Genomic DNA, 14,625 nt, shown 5'->3' with positions numbered 1-14,625 from the left:
AGAGGTCGAGTATAGACAGCGATCAGGTCACGCAACGTGGCGCCGGATGAATGTCCTTCCGATAACCCGTGTGCCGATTTTCCTGTCAAACCGTCGAAGCAGGCCAAAATGGATGTTTTAAGATCCAATCCATATAAATATGAAACGGTTATGACAAAAACGTCTGAGGCATTTAGTTAATCAAGCTAACGTATGACCTTGATCAATGAATCCTCCCTGGTTATATGCTTTCAGGAGCCCCCACCGTCATGAACACGGCCGCATTGCGCGAGCAGATACAACGAGCACAACAGCACGAGGCCGAGACCGGTCATCTGCTGCAACAGCTGAAAACCCAGCTTCCGCACCTTCACCCTGCCATTCACCTTCCCGAAGTTGACGCACAAGGCGCACTGACACGTTTCGTCACCGCCTACATCGATCTGGTCCCTGACCTGCTGGACGCCGCCCACGAGGTTGCAATCGAGGCGGGTATCGAAGGACAGATCAAACCGGTACTCAGGATTGCCGAGCAGTTTTTCACTGCCCCTCCTGACATCATGCAGGGCCATGAAGGGCTCGACAGCCTGCTGGATGAAGCGTATCTGGCGCATCGTCTGGTCGAGGAAGTCAACGACCTGTACATCAAGCACTTCGGCCAGCCGCTGATTCCGTCCAACACCACGGTGGCCAGCGTGATCGCTCACCAGTTGATCGGCGAACAGTTCGCCAACCAGCTGGACGAGGCCGTCCACCATGCAGTGGATCAATTGCTGGATGATGAGGATTTCGCGCTCGACTCGGTCGAAGCCTATCGCGAGAAACTGAGCAGCCCTGACACGGAAGCCGCCTGGAAGCGCTGGCCAAGCCTGTCACGTCAATTGGGTATCGGTCTGGAACTGGAACGTTCCGTGGTCTGATACGTCGCCGAATTTCATGTCTTCGCCGCAACGGAAGGAGCCGGATGGTGCTCCGCTGCTACGCGAAGACCCATCCGGCCCTTGGGCAACCCATCAACCGCTGATTGAATCAGGCAACGCCTGAGCCGATCCCCGTGTTGGTGTACACCCTTCCTTCGAGTCGACGCTTCAGGCCCCGAGGCTCGATCACCAGCTTCGTACCGTGAGCGGCATTGGCACGTCCCCAGTCTTCCAGCAGCTCCAGACAGGAGTGATCAATGTAAGACAGATTGCTCAGCGGTACATGCAAGGTGCTGCCCACTGGCACAGTGCCCAGAACCTGAGTCAGCGCAGGCACCTTGAGGAAGGTGGCCGCCCCGACCAGACGCAGCTCGTACTCGCCCTTGACCGGCAGCTCGACCAGATTGATCTTCAGACGCGAAGCCTTGAGCGCCAGCTTGACCAGCGTCAGACCGAAGCCGACCAGGACACCGGTCAACAGGTCGGTGAAGATGATCGCGCCGGCCGTTGCCGCGTACGTGAACATCGGCATGCGGCCGTAGCGACCCAGCCCCTTGAAGGTCTTCAGATCGACCAGCTTCAGGCCGGTATACACCAGAACACCTGCAAGGCTCGCAACCGGGATGCTCTGCAGCACGCTGGACAGCAACAGGACGAACGCCAGCAACCACAGACCATGAAAAATCGTCGAGAAGCGCGTCGTGGCACCGGCCTGAACGTTGGCCGAGCTGCGCACAATCACGCCCGTCATCGGCAGGGCGCCCAACAGACCGCACAGCATGTTACCGACGCCCTGGGCACTGAGTTCCTTGTCGAAGTCCGAACGCACGCCGCTGTGCATGCGGTCGACCGCGGCGGCAGAGAGCAATGTTTCGGCACTGGCAATGAAGGCCACGGCAATGGCCGCTATCAGGATCGCAGGATCGGCCAGGTTCATCAGATCGGCAGGGCGCAGCCAGTCGATGGCGTCAGAGAGGTTTTCAGGCACCTGCACACGTTTGACGTCCAGCGCCATGAACAGGCTGACGGCAGTCGCGATACCCACGCCGAGCAGGGCACCCGGCACGAAGCGCAGCGACTTGGGACGAAGCTTGTCCCAACCCCACATGATCAGAATCGTGCCCAGGCCCAACATACCGGCCTGCATGCCTGATCCCGGACCAATGGCCTGAACCAGCGTCGCCGGGAAGCCGACCAGGTTGTCCAGCCCGGAAGGCTTCGGACCGCTGTCGAACATCACATGCACCTGTGACAGAACGATCAGAACGCCGATACCGGCGAGCATGCCGTAGACCACGGCAGGTGCGGTAACGCGGAACCAGCAGCCCAGCTTGAATCGCCCGGCCAACAGTTGAAGCAGGCCGGCCAGCAACAGGATCGGCCCCAACATCGCCATCCCGTGCTCACGCACCACCTCGAACACCAGTACCGCCAGACCTGCCGCCGGACCACTGACTTGCAGGGGCGAACCGGCCAGCCAGCCGACTACAAGACCACCGATGATGCCCGTGATCAAGCCCTTGGCAGGTGGCATGCCGGACGCGATTGCGATTCCCATGCACAACGGCAGGGCCACCAGGAACACGACCACGGAAGCGAGCAGCTCCCGTGGTAAAACGGATTTCAATGCTGTAGCACCCATGACACTTCTCCGGGATTCTTCAGACGAGGCAAAGCTGGCGGCGCGCTCCATGCGCAGCCGCCACCAGCTAAAGAAGGGTGTGCCGTCAGTCGTGACTGGGATCAGTCAGCTGAAAAGCGTGCTTTCGGGGAAGCCATCGGCGTCGGACCTGTGCCATCAAGCGGCACGAAGCGGTCACTTTCAGCGTCGTAGGCCAGAATTTCACTGGTTTCGATGCTGTAGACCCAGCCGTGAATGAACAGCTGACCGCTGGCCATCTTCGCGGCAACCGAAGGGTGGGTACGCAAATGGTGCAACTGGGAAATCACGTTTTCCTGAGTCAGGACCTGCATGGTTTCCAGCTCGCCACTGCAACTGCAGTTCTGTTCCACGACGGTACGGGCAACCTCTGCATGGCGCAGCCAGGCTTTTACCGTCGGCATCTTGTCCAGGCTGTCGGGATTGAGCACCGCTCGCATGGCACCGCAGTCGGAGTGACCGCAGACGATGATGTGTTGCACGCCAAGCGCCACGACCGCGTATTCCAGGGCAGTGGATACACCACCATTCATCTGGCCATACGGCGGAACGACGTTACCGACGTTACGGGTCACGAACAGGTCGCCCGGCGAGCTCTGAGTGATCAGCTCGGGAACGATGCGCGAGTCCGCGCAGGTAATGAACATGGCTCGCGGCGATTGCGCGGTAGCCAGTTTCTTGAAGAGCTCTTCCTGCTGAGGGAAGACTTCATTACGAAAATGTACGAAGCCATCAACGATATGTTTCAACGCTACGTCGGCGCTATCCGAGTGGCTAGGTGTACTGGCCGACGTAGCCGACGGCTGTTTATCCATGTCTCTCATGTCTTCATCCTCTCTGACGGATTGATGTGGATTACTCATGTGTGCTTAACCAGAGCCGGATGTGATCCCTGTTGTTTGGCATCGCGCGCACATCCCTGCGGCGCTACCGCTGGTGTCACTCCGAGTTACAGATTAACGGCCCAAGCTTAAGTGAAACTGAATGAGACCGCTCTGGAATGCGGGTTTGCACGATAGTCCCAAGTTCGTCATAGCAACGACAGCTGACCGCCTGGCGGGCAAAACGCATTGCAATCGAGCACAAAACTCTCTCGCGAGTTCAATCCCAGCCGCTTGATTGAGAGCGCATAACGCTGCGCCAGCAGCTCAGCGAACGGGCCTTCGCCGCGCATGCGTGAGCCAAACTGACTGTCGTACAGCGCACCACCCCGGCTCTGGCGGATCAGGCTCAGCACATGATCGGCGCGCTGGGGGTAATGCGTCTTCAACCACTCGTCGAACAATGGCGCAACTTCCAGCGGCAAACGCAGCATCACATAGCTTGCGCTCAAGGCACCTGCGGCCTTTGCTTCGGTCAGCAGCGCCTCCAGCTCGCTGTCGTTGATCATCGGAATCATTGGCGCGCACAGCACGCCGACCGGCACACCCGCCTGACGCAACACCTTGATCGCCCTCAGCCGCGCCTTGGGCGCGGCGGCTCTGGGCTCGAGAATGCGCTTGAGCTCGTCATCCAGCGTGGTCAGGCTGATGAACACCGACACCAGGCGCAGCTTTGCCATCTCGGCCAGCAGATCCAGATCGCGCAGGATGAGCGAGCCCTTGGTAATGATGCTGACCGGATGACGGTAGCGCAGCAATACTTCCAGCGTGGCGCGAGTAATCCTGTGCTCGCGCTCGATGGGCTGATACGGGTCAGTGTTGGCGCCCAACGTAATCGGCGCGCAGCGGTAGCCGGGTTTTGAAAGCTGTTGCTCCAGCAGCGCCGCCGCGTTGGTCTTGGCGATCAGCCGGGTCTCGAAATCCAGACCGGGCGACATGTCCCAGTATGCGTGGCTGGGCCGGGCGAAGCAGTAAATGCAGCCATGCTCACAGCCACGATACGGGTTGATCGAGCGATCAAACGGAATGTCCGGCGAGCTGTTGCGAGTGATGATGCTCTTGGCCGTCTCGAACGTGACCTGTGTGCCCTGCGTCATCGGGACTTCCTGATACCAGCCGTCGTCTTCTACCACGCTGCGGCTGGGCGCGAAGCGGTTATGCGGATTACTGGCGGTGCCGCGGCCCCGTACCGGAATAGCGCTGGACATCTGGCATCACCCTTTTACTGTTTATTCATACAGTACAGCAGATCGTCTTCTACCTCCCATTAAATGTGCTTGTCGCTGACAGGCGGCGTGACCCCGGCAGCCGTTCAAACACGCCGCCTTGCGACAGTCGTCTAAAGATTGGTAACAAGATGCCATTTCCAAAAATGCGGCCCGTCCTCTATTAATCCTCACCGGGACGCTCAGGGAGAGCGCCTGCCACTTATCAGGGCCTGCACATCAGGTCAGGCCTGCACTGAAAAGGACTTCAGTCATGAACACTGTTTTCGCCATGAGCGCCCTGACGGGCGCATCGCTGTTATCGATTGCCGCGACGGACACACTGGCATCCAGCTTTTCCGACAGGGACAAGCCATTCGACCAGTACCATTGGGTCACCACCCACAATGCCTACGAAAAAATAAACCAGAACCTCAAGGAAATGCCCCAGCAGTTATCCGATGGGGTGCGGGGTTTCATGCTGGATCTTCACACTGACGATACCCAGCATGGCCTGAACCGGATCAAGGTGTGCCACGGCTCGCTGGCCTGCTACGGCCCTTGGGGCAAACAGCTCAAAAATGAATTCATTCCGTTCCTCAAGGAAAATCCGAATGAAGTCATCACGATGTTTCTGGAAAGCCACGTCACCCGAGACGACCTGCGACAGGTATTCGAAGCGTTGCCTGAACTGGCCGAGTACTCGTTCCATCCCGCCAGCTTCAACGGCGACCAGTGGCCCACGCTGGCGCAAATGGCGAGCAGCAATAACCGCCTCATCCTGCTGACTGATCGCTGGGAGCTGGAGGGGAGTTATGTGGTGGGGGAAAAAGCCGTCAGGGTGCTTTATGACCAGAACTGGCTGGTCCAGAACCGCTGGGATACGCTGGGGGCGGTAGCCACGAACCTGCTGGTCTTCCACGACTTCTCCTGCCCGACCCGCTGGCGTGAAGTGCCGCTGAGCACCAGGGCCGTCGCCAGGGAAACGGGCAAGCGCTGGAATCGACTGTTTCTGATGAACCAGTTCCATTCTGCAACCTCCACCGCCATGGACTCGGCCGCCTACGACAACAACCTGACCTACCTGATGCGGCGCACGAAACGGTGCGGTGTCACGCCGAACTTCATAGGCATCAACAATTACCGCAACGGCGACACGCTTTCCTACACTCGCGCACTCAGTCAGGGGGGCATCTATCTATGGGAAGGCCCCCGTGCAGACAAGACGCAGGACACGGTCTGCGTCATTCCCGCTGAAACGAAAACCCTCAGCCTGCCCGCCGAAGGCTGTGAAAACGATGAAGCCCAGTCACTGTCTTTGTCGGGCATCGCAAAAGACACTCGCATCACGGTATTCGACAGCCCGCGTGCAAGCCTTGCGGATGACTACGCTGTTATTGAAGTCAAACGAGACATTGGTATCCGCGAGGACGTGATTGTTCACGAGTTCGAACGCACGCTCGAAACCGATGACTACCGTGTTGATTACTTCAAGTACAACGGCCTGAATGGCAAGGTGTCCCGGGTCGAGATAGCGGTCCCCTGAAAGAGCATTCCTGAATGGGCTCGCCTCGTCGGCGAGCCCTCTTTTGTGCTGCGCGAACATGCCACATCGGCATGGACACGTTGCCACCTGTCATTTCTGTCAGTAGACGGGTTTTCCAGCAAGGACTAGCGTAACTAAACGCCAGACTCGACCCGACGCTGGCAACTTACCTTACAGCGAGGTGGGTAATGGCCAAGTATGAAGTTCGGCTGAAGGCCGAAGACTTCAAAGTAAAGAAGTACCCCGAAATCGTAGCTGAGCTGTACGAGAATGATGAGTTTCTGAGCTCCATTCTGCTGTCATTGGACACCGAGCCGGAAGATGAAATTGATTTTGACGGCGACCTGGAGATGGCCAAACACGTACTTGTGGATCTGGCCTTTTCATTCAGGGAAAAGATTTCAAAACTTTCAGATCCATGAGCACTTGCTGGCTGACCCGCTGACGACATTCTGTTCAACGTGTCAGGCGTCAGGACGGGAAAGACTAATAACACGTTGAAGCAGGAGACAAGAGATGACTAAAAATTCGATCCAGTTGTCGATGGAAGATTTCGAGGGCGATAACATCCCTGAAGTCATTGTGGAGTTTTATAAGGGCACGGAAATACAGTACGTAGCCTATGTCAGCGACCCGGACAAAGACGGGCGTTTTGATAAGGTTTCAGGAAACGTTGATGTGGACAACAAGGAAGGTCATCAAAAAAGAGACGATGACTTACTGATAGCCCTGGCCCGGACGTTCGTAAAACTAAAATTTTAAATGGATACCGATAAAATACAGGGGCGCACCTCTGGTACGCCCTCGTATCGGAGTGTCAGCTCGGATCAACCGGCTTCTTCAACTTCGGGTTCGGAAAGAACTGCACGCCCTGCACCTTCGGATCAGCCGGCTTGACCACCACCTTGTTGACCCGTGTGCCCAGCTCCTTAGGAACCGAAAGCCCTTGCTCGTTGAGTGTGTCGCTGTAACCGCAGTTCACGCACTCGCGGTGCGGGACCTCGTCTTCGCTCCACATCATCAACTTGTCAGGCTCGCTGCACGCCGGGCAGACCGCCCCGGCGATGAAGCGTTTTTTGGTAACGACCGCAGGTGTATCGGTCATGCTGCCGCGTCCTCACTCAAACCGCTGTGGCGCAAGAGTGCGTCAATCGACGGCTCGCGTCCGCGGAAGTCGACGAACAGCACCATCGGTGCCTGCGAGCCGCCACGGGCCAGAATGGCTTCGCGGAAGGCACGACCGGTTTCGGCATTGAGCACGCCGTCTTCTTCGAACTTCGAAAACGCATCGGCCGACAGCACTTCAGCCCACTTGTAGCTGTAGTAACCCGCCGCGTAACCGCCCGCGAAGATGTGCGCGAAGCTGTTGGGGAAGCGGTTGTAGGCGGGCGGGCGCATGACCGAAACTTCGTCGCGGATACCTTCCAGTACCTGCAACACGCTGCGGCCGTCGCCGTGGGTGGCATGCAGCTCGAAGTCGAACAGCGAAAACTCCAGCTGACGCACCATCATCAGACCCGAATGGAAGTTGCGCGCAGCAAGCATCTTCTCCAGCAGGTCCTGCGGCAGGGGTGCGCCGCTTTCGTAATGGCCGGAAATCAGCGCCAGACCTTCCGGCTCCCAGCACCAGTTTTCCATGAACTGACTGGGCAGCTCGACCGCATCCCACGCCACACCATTGATGCCGGAAACGCCAGCGTGTTCGACTCGGGTCAGCAGGTGATGCAGGCCGTGGCCGAATTCGTGGAACAGCGTGGTGACTTCATCGTGGGTCAGCAACGCAGGTTTGCCGCCAACTGCTGGCGTAAAGTTGCACACCAGATTGGCCACCGGGCTCTGCAGGGTGCCTTCGGCCGTGCGACGACGGTCGCGAGCGCCATCCATCCACGCGCCGCCACGCTTGTTCGCGCGAGCGTACAGGTCGAAGAAGAAGCGGCCGACGTGCTGACCGTTTTCCTTGATTTCGAACAGGCGAACGTCCGGATGCCAGGTGTCGAAGCCTGTCTGCTCGGCGATTTCGATGCCGTACAGACGTTGAACGATGGCAAACAGACCGCCCAATACTTTGTCGATCGGGAAGTACACGCGCAGGGCTTCCTGGGAAACGCTGTAGCGCTGCTCACGCAGTTTTTCGCTGTAAAAGCCGCTGTCCCAGCTTTGCAGATCCGGGCAGCCCTGTTCGGCCGCATAAGCCTTGAGCTCTTCCAGGTCCTGAGCGGCAAACGGTTTGCTGCGGGTGGCCAGATCGCGCAGGAAGCTCAACACCTGATCGCTGGACTCGGCCATCTTGGTCGCCAGGCTCAGTTCTGCGAAATTCGCGTAACCCAACAGCTGAGCCAGTTCCTGACGCAGGTCGAGGATCTGCTCCATGACTGGACCGTTATCGTTCTTGCCCGCGTTCGGGCCTTGATCCGAGGCGCGGGTGCAATATGCGGCGTAGAGCTCTTCCCGCAGGGCGCGGTCTTCGGCGTAGGTCATCACCGCGTAGTAGCTCGGGAATTCCAGCGTGATCAGGTAGCCGTCCAGGCCCTTGGCCTTGGCCGCGGCGGCCATCTGCTGCCTGGCCGAGTCGGTCAGGCCAGCAAGGGCGGATTCATCGGTCACCTGCTTGGTCCAGGCCTGAGTGGCGTCCAGCAACTGGTTGGAGAACTGGCTGCCCAGCTCCGACAGCTTGCTCTGCACCTCGGCATAACGCTTCTGCTGCTCGGGCGGCAGGTCGATACCGGACAGGCGGAAGTCGCGCAGCGACTGTTCAAGGATGGTCTTCTGACCGACATCGAAGTTCACGGCTTCCGGGCTGTTGGCCAGAGCTTCATAAGCCTGGAACAATGCGCGGTTCTGGCCCATCTCCGTGGAGTAGGCGCTCAACGCAGGCAGGCACGACTCGTAGGCTTCACGCAGTTCGGCGCTGTTGCACACGGCATTCAGGTGGCTGACCGGACTCCAGGCAGCGCCGAGGCGGTCGTTCAATTCGTCCATGGTCAGTACAAGTCCGGCCCAGGTCGGTGCCGACCCCTGTTTGGCGAGAATGTCGGCGATTGCAGCGCGGTTGTCCGCCAGGATCTGTTCGATGGCAGGTTTGACATGCTCGGCACGGATCGCCGAGAAGGGTGGCAGGTCGTACGATTGCAGAAGCGGGTTGTTCGCGCTCACGGTTTTGCACCTTGGCTGGAAGAAACATTCCTGCATCTTAATTACAATCGACGCCGACCGCAGCATCGAAACCCGCTTCTGACCTCTATCACTGCCAAAGAAGGAGCCTATCGTGGCCATTCGCAAGTTCCACAGTCACACACCGATACTCGGCGAACGGGCGTTCGTCGACCACTCGGCCGTGGTCATCGGCGACGTCGAAATTGGCGCGGACAGCTCCATCTGGCCGCTGACCGTGGTGCGCGGCGACATGCACCGCATCCGCATCGGGGCCCGTACCAGCGTGCAGGATGGCAGCGTGCTGCACATCACTCATGCGGGACCGTTCAACCCCGACGGTTTTCCGCTGCTGATCGGCGACGAAGTGACCATCGGCCACAAGGCCATGCTGCACGGTTGCACCATCGGCAACCGGATCCTGATCGGCATGGGCTCGACCATCATGGACGGCGCGGTGGTGGAGGATCACGTGATCATCGGCGCGGGCAGTCTGGTGCCGCCAGGCAAGGTGCTGGAAAGCGGTTTTCTTTATGTAGGCCGCCCGGTCAAACAAGTCCGGGCACTGACCGAAAAGGAAATCGCGTTCTTCCCTTACAGCGCGACCAATTACGTCAACCTCAAGGACCAGCATCTGGCCGAAGGCTTTGATCAACCTTGCTGACTCATCTGGAATTCAAGGCTCCCATGCATTATCAGAACATCCTTTTCGACCTCGATGGCACGTTGACCGACCCACGCCTGGGCATCACCCGCTCGATCCAGTTCGCACTGGCACAGCTGGGTATCGACGAGCCGGACATCACCCGACTGGAACACTTCATCGGCCCACCCTTGTTGCAGGCGTTCATGCAGTTTTACGACATGGACGAAGCCCGTGCGTGGGAGGCGGTCGGGTTTTATCGCGAGCGCTTCCGTGTGACCGGGCTGTATGAAAATGAAGTGTTCGAAGGTGTGACCGAGTTGCTGGAGACATTGGGCGGGCAGGGCAGACGCCTGTATATCGCCACGTCCAAGCCTTGGGAATTCGCCCGGGAAATCGCCCGGCACTTTGATTTTGCCAGGCACTTCATCGTGATCTACGGCAGCGAACTGGACGGCACCCGCACCGACAAGGTCGAACTCATTGCCCACCTGCTGGCCGAAGAAAAACTCGACCCGGCGCACACCCTGATGATCGGTGACCGCAAACACGACCTGATCGGCGGAATTCGCAACGGTCTGGATGTCGCGGCAGTGGGGTATGGGTTTGGCAGCCATGAAGAACTGACGGCAGAGAATCCGACGTATCACTTTGCGACAGTGGCCGAGTTGCACGAAGCGTTCTTGAACAGCCCTTGATGTGACGCAGAGCGCCACGGCATGCATGCCCACGCGGAGCACTCATCGTTATACACACGTCTTGCGGCAACCAACTGACTGTGGAAGGCATACAGTCAGACACATTCGTTTCGGCCCTGTTTCGCACGTCTTGCGGCAACACAACGTACTGTGGGAGGCGGCTTGCCGGCGATGCTTTTTTTGAAGCGACATATCAATAACTGAACTGACGCCATCGCCAGCAAGCCGCCTCCCACGGGACATGCATCCAGTCAGACACGTTCGTTTCGGCTCTGGTGCGCGCTCACGGCATCAATCGCTGCAACGCCGCCTTGCGTGAATCAGCAGGCAAGCCGCCAAGCGTTTCCACTGCCTGGAAAAACGCTTCCCAGTCGCCATTCACCTGTTTGAACAACGCCTCGAACGCAGGCACCCATTGGTCGTAAAGCCCGAAGGGCAGCAGTTTGGCGTTGTTCATCGGGCTGTTGATCCAGCCGTCGAAGCGCTTGTCGCCGCCCCACTGTGTATCGCGCATTTGCCGATAGTCATGTCGCAGGCGCTCGAACTCGGCGGCCTTGCGTTCGCGCAGGGTGTCGGGTGTCAGTGGCAGACGATAAAGAGCGTTCAGACGCTCCCGCGTATCGAGCACCAACTGGATGAACTGATCACGGCGTCTGGACTGCGAGACACTCTCCGGCGGCAGGCCTCGGGCGGCTCGCCACTGACGCGTACCTTCCTGCTCGACGAAACTGGCATACGATTCGTTGAATGGTGTGTCATCTTTCACGTAGAAACGCTGATGCGCCAGCTCGTGAAAAATCAGTGTGGCCAGTCGTTCATGGCCCCAGCCCAGCATCGAGCTCAGGATCGGGTCATTGAACCAACCGAGCGTCGAATAGGCTTCTACACCACTGAGATAGACGTCCTTGCCGGCCTGGCGCAGCAACGCCGCTTCACCTCGCGCGCCGCCGGGCGTGTAGTAACCGCGGTAGGCGACGCAACCGGCAATCGGAAAACAGTGCGTCACAGGATCAAGAGAGAACTCGTCGGTGGCGAACACGTTCCATACCACGTAAGGACGCCCCAGATCGGCGTACAGGCGATAGCTCTTGTTGTCAGGCAGGTGCAGGTGTTCGCTGGCAAAGGCCCGGGCCTTTTGTGATTGCGCCAGGTGCGCACGCAAAGTGGGGTCGCGTGCAGGGTCGGCGATGACCTCATCGACCGGCTCACGCGCCTGCAACAACTGCCACTGCCCCTGCGCCAGCTGCCCGTAATAGGCCACGCTGGAACAGCCCGCGAGCATCACAACCGCCAGTATCGGAAAAGCCTGCCAAAGGCGTAAAACAGTGAGTCGTGGCATACACAGCCTTCAAATCTGAACACAGTGCTGTTATGCAGGACAGACAACACCGACGCAACTATCATCGTCGTCGGTTCAGAAACGGAGCACAGCATGCGCGTCATGACACTGATCGTTGCCCTCGCAGCCCTCGCCGGATGCGCTGGCCCTCTGCCTGCCGTGGACCCCGACATGGCCTGGGTCGATCTGCGCACCATCACGGGCAAGGTGGTGATGGCCGACAAGCTCGACGGCAAGAACACCTATGACGGGCGCTACTTTCAGGTCACCCCTGGCAGCCATTCGCTGCAAGTGCGTTACGACTACGAATACCGCTACGCAAGCATCGGACTGATGGGCGACAACTACGCGGAAATCACCTGCTTCGTGGAAATCGACTACCCACACTTTGCTGCAGGGCAGCGTTATGTGCTGGAAGTGAGGTCACTGACCAGTGATGTCGATGCTTGGCTGTATGACGCAGACCGCAAGGTGGTCGCAGAGGAAAGGGATGTTCACTGCATCTGATCAGCGATCGTTACGCTGATAAATAATCTTTCTGGTGCCGTTTTCACAGCTGCCCACGACCATGTTCGGGTCCTGAACCTCGTCATTGGTGACGACTTCCAGCGTGTAGGACGTGACATTGTTCGCCTGGATACGCGCCTCGATTTCATCCTTGAGTTCATCGCAGGATTTCGGGGCCGCCACAGCATTTACAGCCAGCAGGGTGCAGGCCGCTGCCAAAGCAAAACGTTTCATGCTTGACCCTCTTCAAGGACACATAACCGGTCGAAAGAACCTTGGCGTGGGAGGCGGCTTGCCGGCGGATCAATAGCCCAGGCAATCTGGAAACCACTGAACTGACGCTATCGCCAGCAAGCCACCTCACACGAAAACCTGAACTACCGGATCAGCTCTCCAGCGTAGCGTCCAGCGTGATCTTGGCGTTCAGAACCTTGGAGACCGGGCAGCCTTCTTTGGCTTTAGTAGTCAGCTCGTCGAACTGGTCCTCGGTGATGTTCGGCACTTTGGCCTTCAGGATCAATTTCACAGCCGTGATCGCGAACCCACCCTCGACCTGGTCCAGTGACACTTCGGCGTGCGTATCGATGCTGTCGGCAGTGAAGCCCGCGTCGCCCAGAATCATCGACAGCGCCATCGAGAAGCAGCCGGCATGGGCCGCGCCGATCAGTTCTTCAGGGTTGGTGCCTTTGCCGCCTTCGAAGCGGGCCTTGAAGCCGTAAGGGTGCTCGCGCAGTGCAGCGGTTTCAGTCGAGATGCTGCCGATACCGGTTTTCAGATCACCCGCCCAATGGGCCGATGCTTTCTTGACGATGCTCATGGTCGCTCCTTAATAAATGGGATTGAGTCTTCTGCACGTGACAGGATTCTGAGGATAGACGGCTGTGGAAAGTTCAACCGGAATAAAGACCTAGTATTTAAGTAGGTTTTTTTAGACACCTCTATTGAAACCCCAGACTTGCGCCCGCACTGTTGTTTCATTGTGGGCAGCTCCTTGAGCCGACCCATCACAATTCGAGGAGCTACCCTGGCCTATGAAACGTCTGGCAGATGTAAAGATTTCCACCCTGGATCTGGTGCCCGTGCGCCACGATAAAGGCCCCGCCGAGTCCCTGCGCAACTCGCTGAATCTGGCGCAACATGTTGAGAAACTGGGCTACAACCGCTTCTGGGTTGCCGAACACCACAACATGGACGGCATCGCCAGCTCGGCGACGTCGGTGCTGCTGGCTTATCTGGCGGGCGGCACGTCAACCATCCGCGTCGGCGCGGGCGGGATCATGCTGCCCAATCACGCACCGTTGGTGGTGGCCGAACAATTCGGCACTCTGGCAAGCCTGTACCCGGACCGCATCGACCTGGGCCTTGGCCGTGCGCCGGGTTCCGATCAGATGACAGCCCGCGCCCTGCGCCGGGAACGCTCGGGCAGCGCGGATGACTTTCCGGATGACGTGACCGAACTGATGGAATATCTGGGGCCGCGCACGCCTGATCAAAAAGTGGTCGCCGTACCGGGCTCGGGCACTAACGTACCGATCTGGCTGCTGGGTTCAAGCCTGTTCAGCGCGCAACTGGCAGGCATGCGTGGCTTGCCCTATGCCTTCGCGTCGCACTTTGCACCGCGCTACATGCACGAAGCGATTCGCGTCTATCGCAACCACTTTCAGCCTTCGGCCGTGCTCGACAAGCCTTACGTGATGCTTGGCGTCCCCCTTTCGGCGGCTGACACCGACGAGCAGGCCGAATACCTGGCCACGTCCGTTTACCAGCGCATTCTGGCGCTGATGCGCGGGCACAGCCTGATGCAGCGTCCGCCTGTGGAGTCCATGGACGGCCTGTGGCTGCCGCACGAACGCGAAGCGGTGGCGAGCTTTCTGGGGCTGGCGATGGTCGGCGGACCGGACAAGATCCGCGCCAAACTGGATGTGCTGCTGGAACAGACCGACGCTGACGAGCTGATCTTCACCTGCGACATGTACGAGCATCAGGATCGCCTACGGTCCTACGAAATCCTCGCTCAGGTCGCACACGGCTGAGGCCGTTCGCGCCGCAATGAAAACGCCCGCGTCACTGGCTGAATCAACATTCAGACGGTGGCGC

16 protein-coding genes are annotated in these 14,625 nt (G+C 58.7%); 8 read left to right on the top strand and 8 right to left on the bottom strand.

The genetic code is table 11. The features are described from left to right. The first annotated feature begins 248 nt into the window (after positions 1–248). Positions 249–899 carry a hypothetical protein gene (locus BUB69_RS21865; RefSeq protein WP_073170374.1) on the top strand — a complete coding sequence of 217 codons (651 nt, stop codon included), beginning with the start codon at positions 249–251 and terminating at the stop codon, positions 897–899. A 109-nt stretch (positions 900–1,008) separates the two neighbouring features. Here the strand turns inward: BUB69_RS21865 and BUB69_RS21860 are convergent, their stop codons facing one another. The 3 genes from BUB69_RS21860 to BUB69_RS21850 all read right to left on the bottom strand — a co-directional run bounded on the left by BUB69_RS21860 (position 1,009) and on the right by BUB69_RS21850 (position 4,648). Then, positions 1,009–2,541: a SulP family inorganic anion transporter gene (locus tag BUB69_RS21860; protein ID WP_073170372.1), complete on the bottom strand. Its 1,533-nt coding sequence runs from the start codon at positions 2,539–2,541 to the stop codon at positions 1,009–1,011. A gap of 101 nt (positions 2,542–2,642) precedes the next feature. Next, positions 2,643–3,383, bottom strand: coding sequence for a carbonic anhydrase (locus BUB69_RS21855; protein WP_024685325.1), 741 nt, complete (start codon positions 3,381–3,383; stop codon positions 2,643–2,645). A gap of 206 nt (positions 3,384–3,589) precedes the next feature. Continuing rightward, entirely contained in the window at positions 3,590–4,648 is a 1,059-nt protein-coding gene (locus BUB69_RS21850) for a PA0069 family radical SAM protein (protein ID WP_073170368.1), read from the bottom strand. A 271-nt stretch (positions 4,649–4,919) separates the two neighbouring features. Between BUB69_RS21850 and BUB69_RS21845 the strand changes: the two genes are divergently transcribed. The 3 genes from BUB69_RS21845 to BUB69_RS21835 all read left to right on the top strand — a co-directional run bounded on the left by BUB69_RS21845 (position 4,920) and on the right by BUB69_RS21835 (position 6,953). After that, on the top strand, positions 4,920–6,191 hold the full coding sequence (locus BUB69_RS21845) for a phosphoinositide-specific phospholipase C-related protein (protein WP_073170365.1): 1,272 nt from the start codon (positions 4,920–4,922) through the stop codon (positions 6,189–6,191). A gap of 188 nt (positions 6,192–6,379) precedes the next feature. After that, positions 6,380–6,613 carry a hypothetical protein gene (locus BUB69_RS21840; protein WP_073170363.1) on the top strand — a complete coding sequence of 78 codons (234 nt, stop codon included), beginning with the start codon at positions 6,380–6,382 and terminating at the stop codon, positions 6,611–6,613. Positions 6,614–6,707: 94 nt separating this feature from the next. Then, positions 6,708–6,953: a hypothetical protein gene (locus tag BUB69_RS21835; RefSeq protein ID WP_073170360.1), complete on the top strand. Its 246-nt coding sequence runs from the start codon at positions 6,708–6,710 to the stop codon at positions 6,951–6,953. Between the two features lie 55 nt (positions 6,954–7,008). Here BUB69_RS21835 and BUB69_RS21830 read toward each other — a convergent pair whose 3' ends face one another. Further along, entirely contained in the window at positions 7,009–7,296 is a 288-nt protein-coding gene (locus tag BUB69_RS21830) for a YheV family putative zinc ribbon protein (protein WP_073170357.1), read from the bottom strand. Beyond that, complete coding sequence (prlC, locus tag BUB69_RS21825) at positions 7,293–9,380, bottom strand: oligopeptidase A (protein ID WP_175561823.1); 2,088 nt, start codon at positions 9,378–9,380, stop codon at positions 7,293–7,295. Before prlC ends, BUB69_RS21830 begins: the two co-directional genes overlap by 4 nt. A 76-nt stretch (positions 9,381–9,456) precedes the next feature. Between prlC and BUB69_RS21820 the strand changes: the two genes are divergently transcribed. Both BUB69_RS21820 and BUB69_RS21815 read left to right on the top strand, forming a co-directional pair. Next, positions 9,457–10,005 (top strand): gamma carbonic anhydrase family protein, encoded by a 549-nt coding sequence (locus BUB69_RS21820; protein WP_073170349.1) that lies wholly within the window; start codon positions 9,457–9,459, stop codon positions 10,003–10,005. Positions 10,006–10,028: 23 nt separating this feature from the next. Further along, entirely contained in the window at positions 10,029–10,682 is a 654-nt protein-coding gene (locus BUB69_RS21815) for an HAD family hydrolase (RefSeq protein WP_073170643.1), read from the top strand. Positions 10,683–10,965: 283 nt separating this feature from the next. On the opposite strand, the gene BUB69_RS21810 is transcribed toward BUB69_RS21815, so the two are convergent. Beyond that, positions 10,966–12,021 (bottom strand): aminopeptidase, encoded by a 1,056-nt coding sequence (locus BUB69_RS21810; protein WP_073170347.1) that lies wholly within the window; start codon positions 12,019–12,021, stop codon positions 10,966–10,968. 93 nt (positions 12,022–12,114) lie between these two features. On the opposite strand from BUB69_RS21810, the gene BUB69_RS21805 reads away from it, so the two are divergent. Then, entirely contained in the window at positions 12,115–12,528 is a 414-nt protein-coding gene (locus BUB69_RS21805) for a PA0061/PA0062 family lipoprotein (protein WP_073170345.1), read from the top strand. On the opposite strand, the gene BUB69_RS21800 is transcribed toward BUB69_RS21805, so the two are convergent. Together BUB69_RS21800 and BUB69_RS21795 are read right to left on the bottom strand one after the other, a co-directional pair. Then, complete coding sequence (locus tag BUB69_RS21800; protein ID WP_073170344.1) at positions 12,529–12,762, bottom strand: DUF1161 domain-containing protein; 234 nt, start codon at positions 12,760–12,762, stop codon at positions 12,529–12,531. 151 nt (positions 12,763–12,913) lie between these two features. After that, the gene (locus BUB69_RS21795; protein ID WP_073170343.1) at positions 12,914–13,345 is read right to left on the bottom strand and encodes an OsmC family protein; all 432 of its coding nucleotides are present in this window, start codon (positions 13,343–13,345) and stop codon (positions 12,914–12,916) included. Between the two features lie 214 nt (positions 13,346–13,559). On the opposite strand from BUB69_RS21795, the gene BUB69_RS21790 reads away from it, so the two are divergent. Beyond that, entirely contained in the window at positions 13,560–14,561 is a 1,002-nt protein-coding gene (locus BUB69_RS21790) for an LLM class flavin-dependent oxidoreductase (protein ID WP_073170342.1), read from the top strand. Positions 14,562–14,625 lie beyond the last annotated feature (64 nt).

The organism is Pseudomonas asturiensis (assembly GCF_900143095.1).
Lineage (GTDB): Bacteria > Pseudomonadota > Gammaproteobacteria > Pseudomonadales > Pseudomonadaceae > Aquipseudomonas > Aquipseudomonas asturiensis.
Note: the sequence above shows the minus strand (reverse complement) of the source record. Positions and strands in the feature narration are given on the sequence as shown.

Excerpts from the sequence above, each read along its gene's own strand:
- BUB69_RS21865 (WP_073170374.1), top strand. The coding sequence starts at position 249 with ATGAACACGGCCGCATTGCGCGAGCAGATACAACGAGCACAACAGCAC.
- BUB69_RS21860 (WP_073170372.1), bottom strand. The coding sequence starts at position 2,541 with ATGGGTGCTACAGCATTGAAATCCGTTTTACCACGGGAGCTGCTCGCT.
- BUB69_RS21855 (WP_024685325.1), bottom strand. The coding sequence starts at position 3,383 with ATGAGAGACATGGATAAACAGCCGTCGGCTACGTCGGCCAGTACACCT.
- BUB69_RS21850 (WP_073170368.1), bottom strand. The coding sequence starts at position 4,648 with ATGTCCAGCGCTATTCCGGTACGGGGCCGCGGCACCGCCAGTAATCCG.
- BUB69_RS21845 (WP_073170365.1), top strand. The coding sequence starts at position 4,920 with ATGAACACTGTTTTCGCCATGAGCGCCCTGACGGGCGCATCGCTGTTA.
- BUB69_RS21840 (WP_073170363.1), top strand. The coding sequence starts at position 6,380 with ATGGCCAAGTATGAAGTTCGGCTGAAGGCCGAAGACTTCAAAGTAAAG.
- BUB69_RS21835 (WP_073170360.1), top strand. The coding sequence starts at position 6,708 with ATGACTAAAAATTCGATCCAGTTGTCGATGGAAGATTTCGAGGGCGAT.
- BUB69_RS21830 (WP_073170357.1), bottom strand. The coding sequence starts at position 7,296 with ATGACCGATACACCTGCGGTCGTTACCAAAAAACGCTTCATCGCCGGG.
- prlC (WP_175561823.1), bottom strand. The coding sequence starts at position 9,380 with ATGCAGGAATGTTTCTTCCAGCCAAGGTGCAAAACCGTGAGCGCGAAC.
- BUB69_RS21815 (WP_073170643.1), top strand. The coding sequence starts at position 10,029 with ATGCATTATCAGAACATCCTTTTCGACCTCGATGGCACGTTGACCGAC.
- BUB69_RS21810 (WP_073170347.1), bottom strand. The coding sequence starts at position 12,021 with ATGCCACGACTCACTGTTTTACGCCTTTGGCAGGCTTTTCCGATACTG.
- BUB69_RS21805 (WP_073170345.1), top strand. The coding sequence starts at position 12,115 with ATGCGCGTCATGACACTGATCGTTGCCCTCGCAGCCCTCGCCGGATGC.
- BUB69_RS21800 (WP_073170344.1), bottom strand. The coding sequence starts at position 12,762 with ATGAAACGTTTTGCTTTGGCAGCGGCCTGCACCCTGCTGGCTGTAAAT.
- BUB69_RS21795 (WP_073170343.1), bottom strand. The coding sequence starts at position 13,345 with ATGAGCATCGTCAAGAAAGCATCGGCCCATTGGGCGGGTGATCTGAAA.
- BUB69_RS21790 (WP_073170342.1), top strand. The coding sequence starts at position 13,560 with ATGAAACGTCTGGCAGATGTAAAGATTTCCACCCTGGATCTGGTGCCC.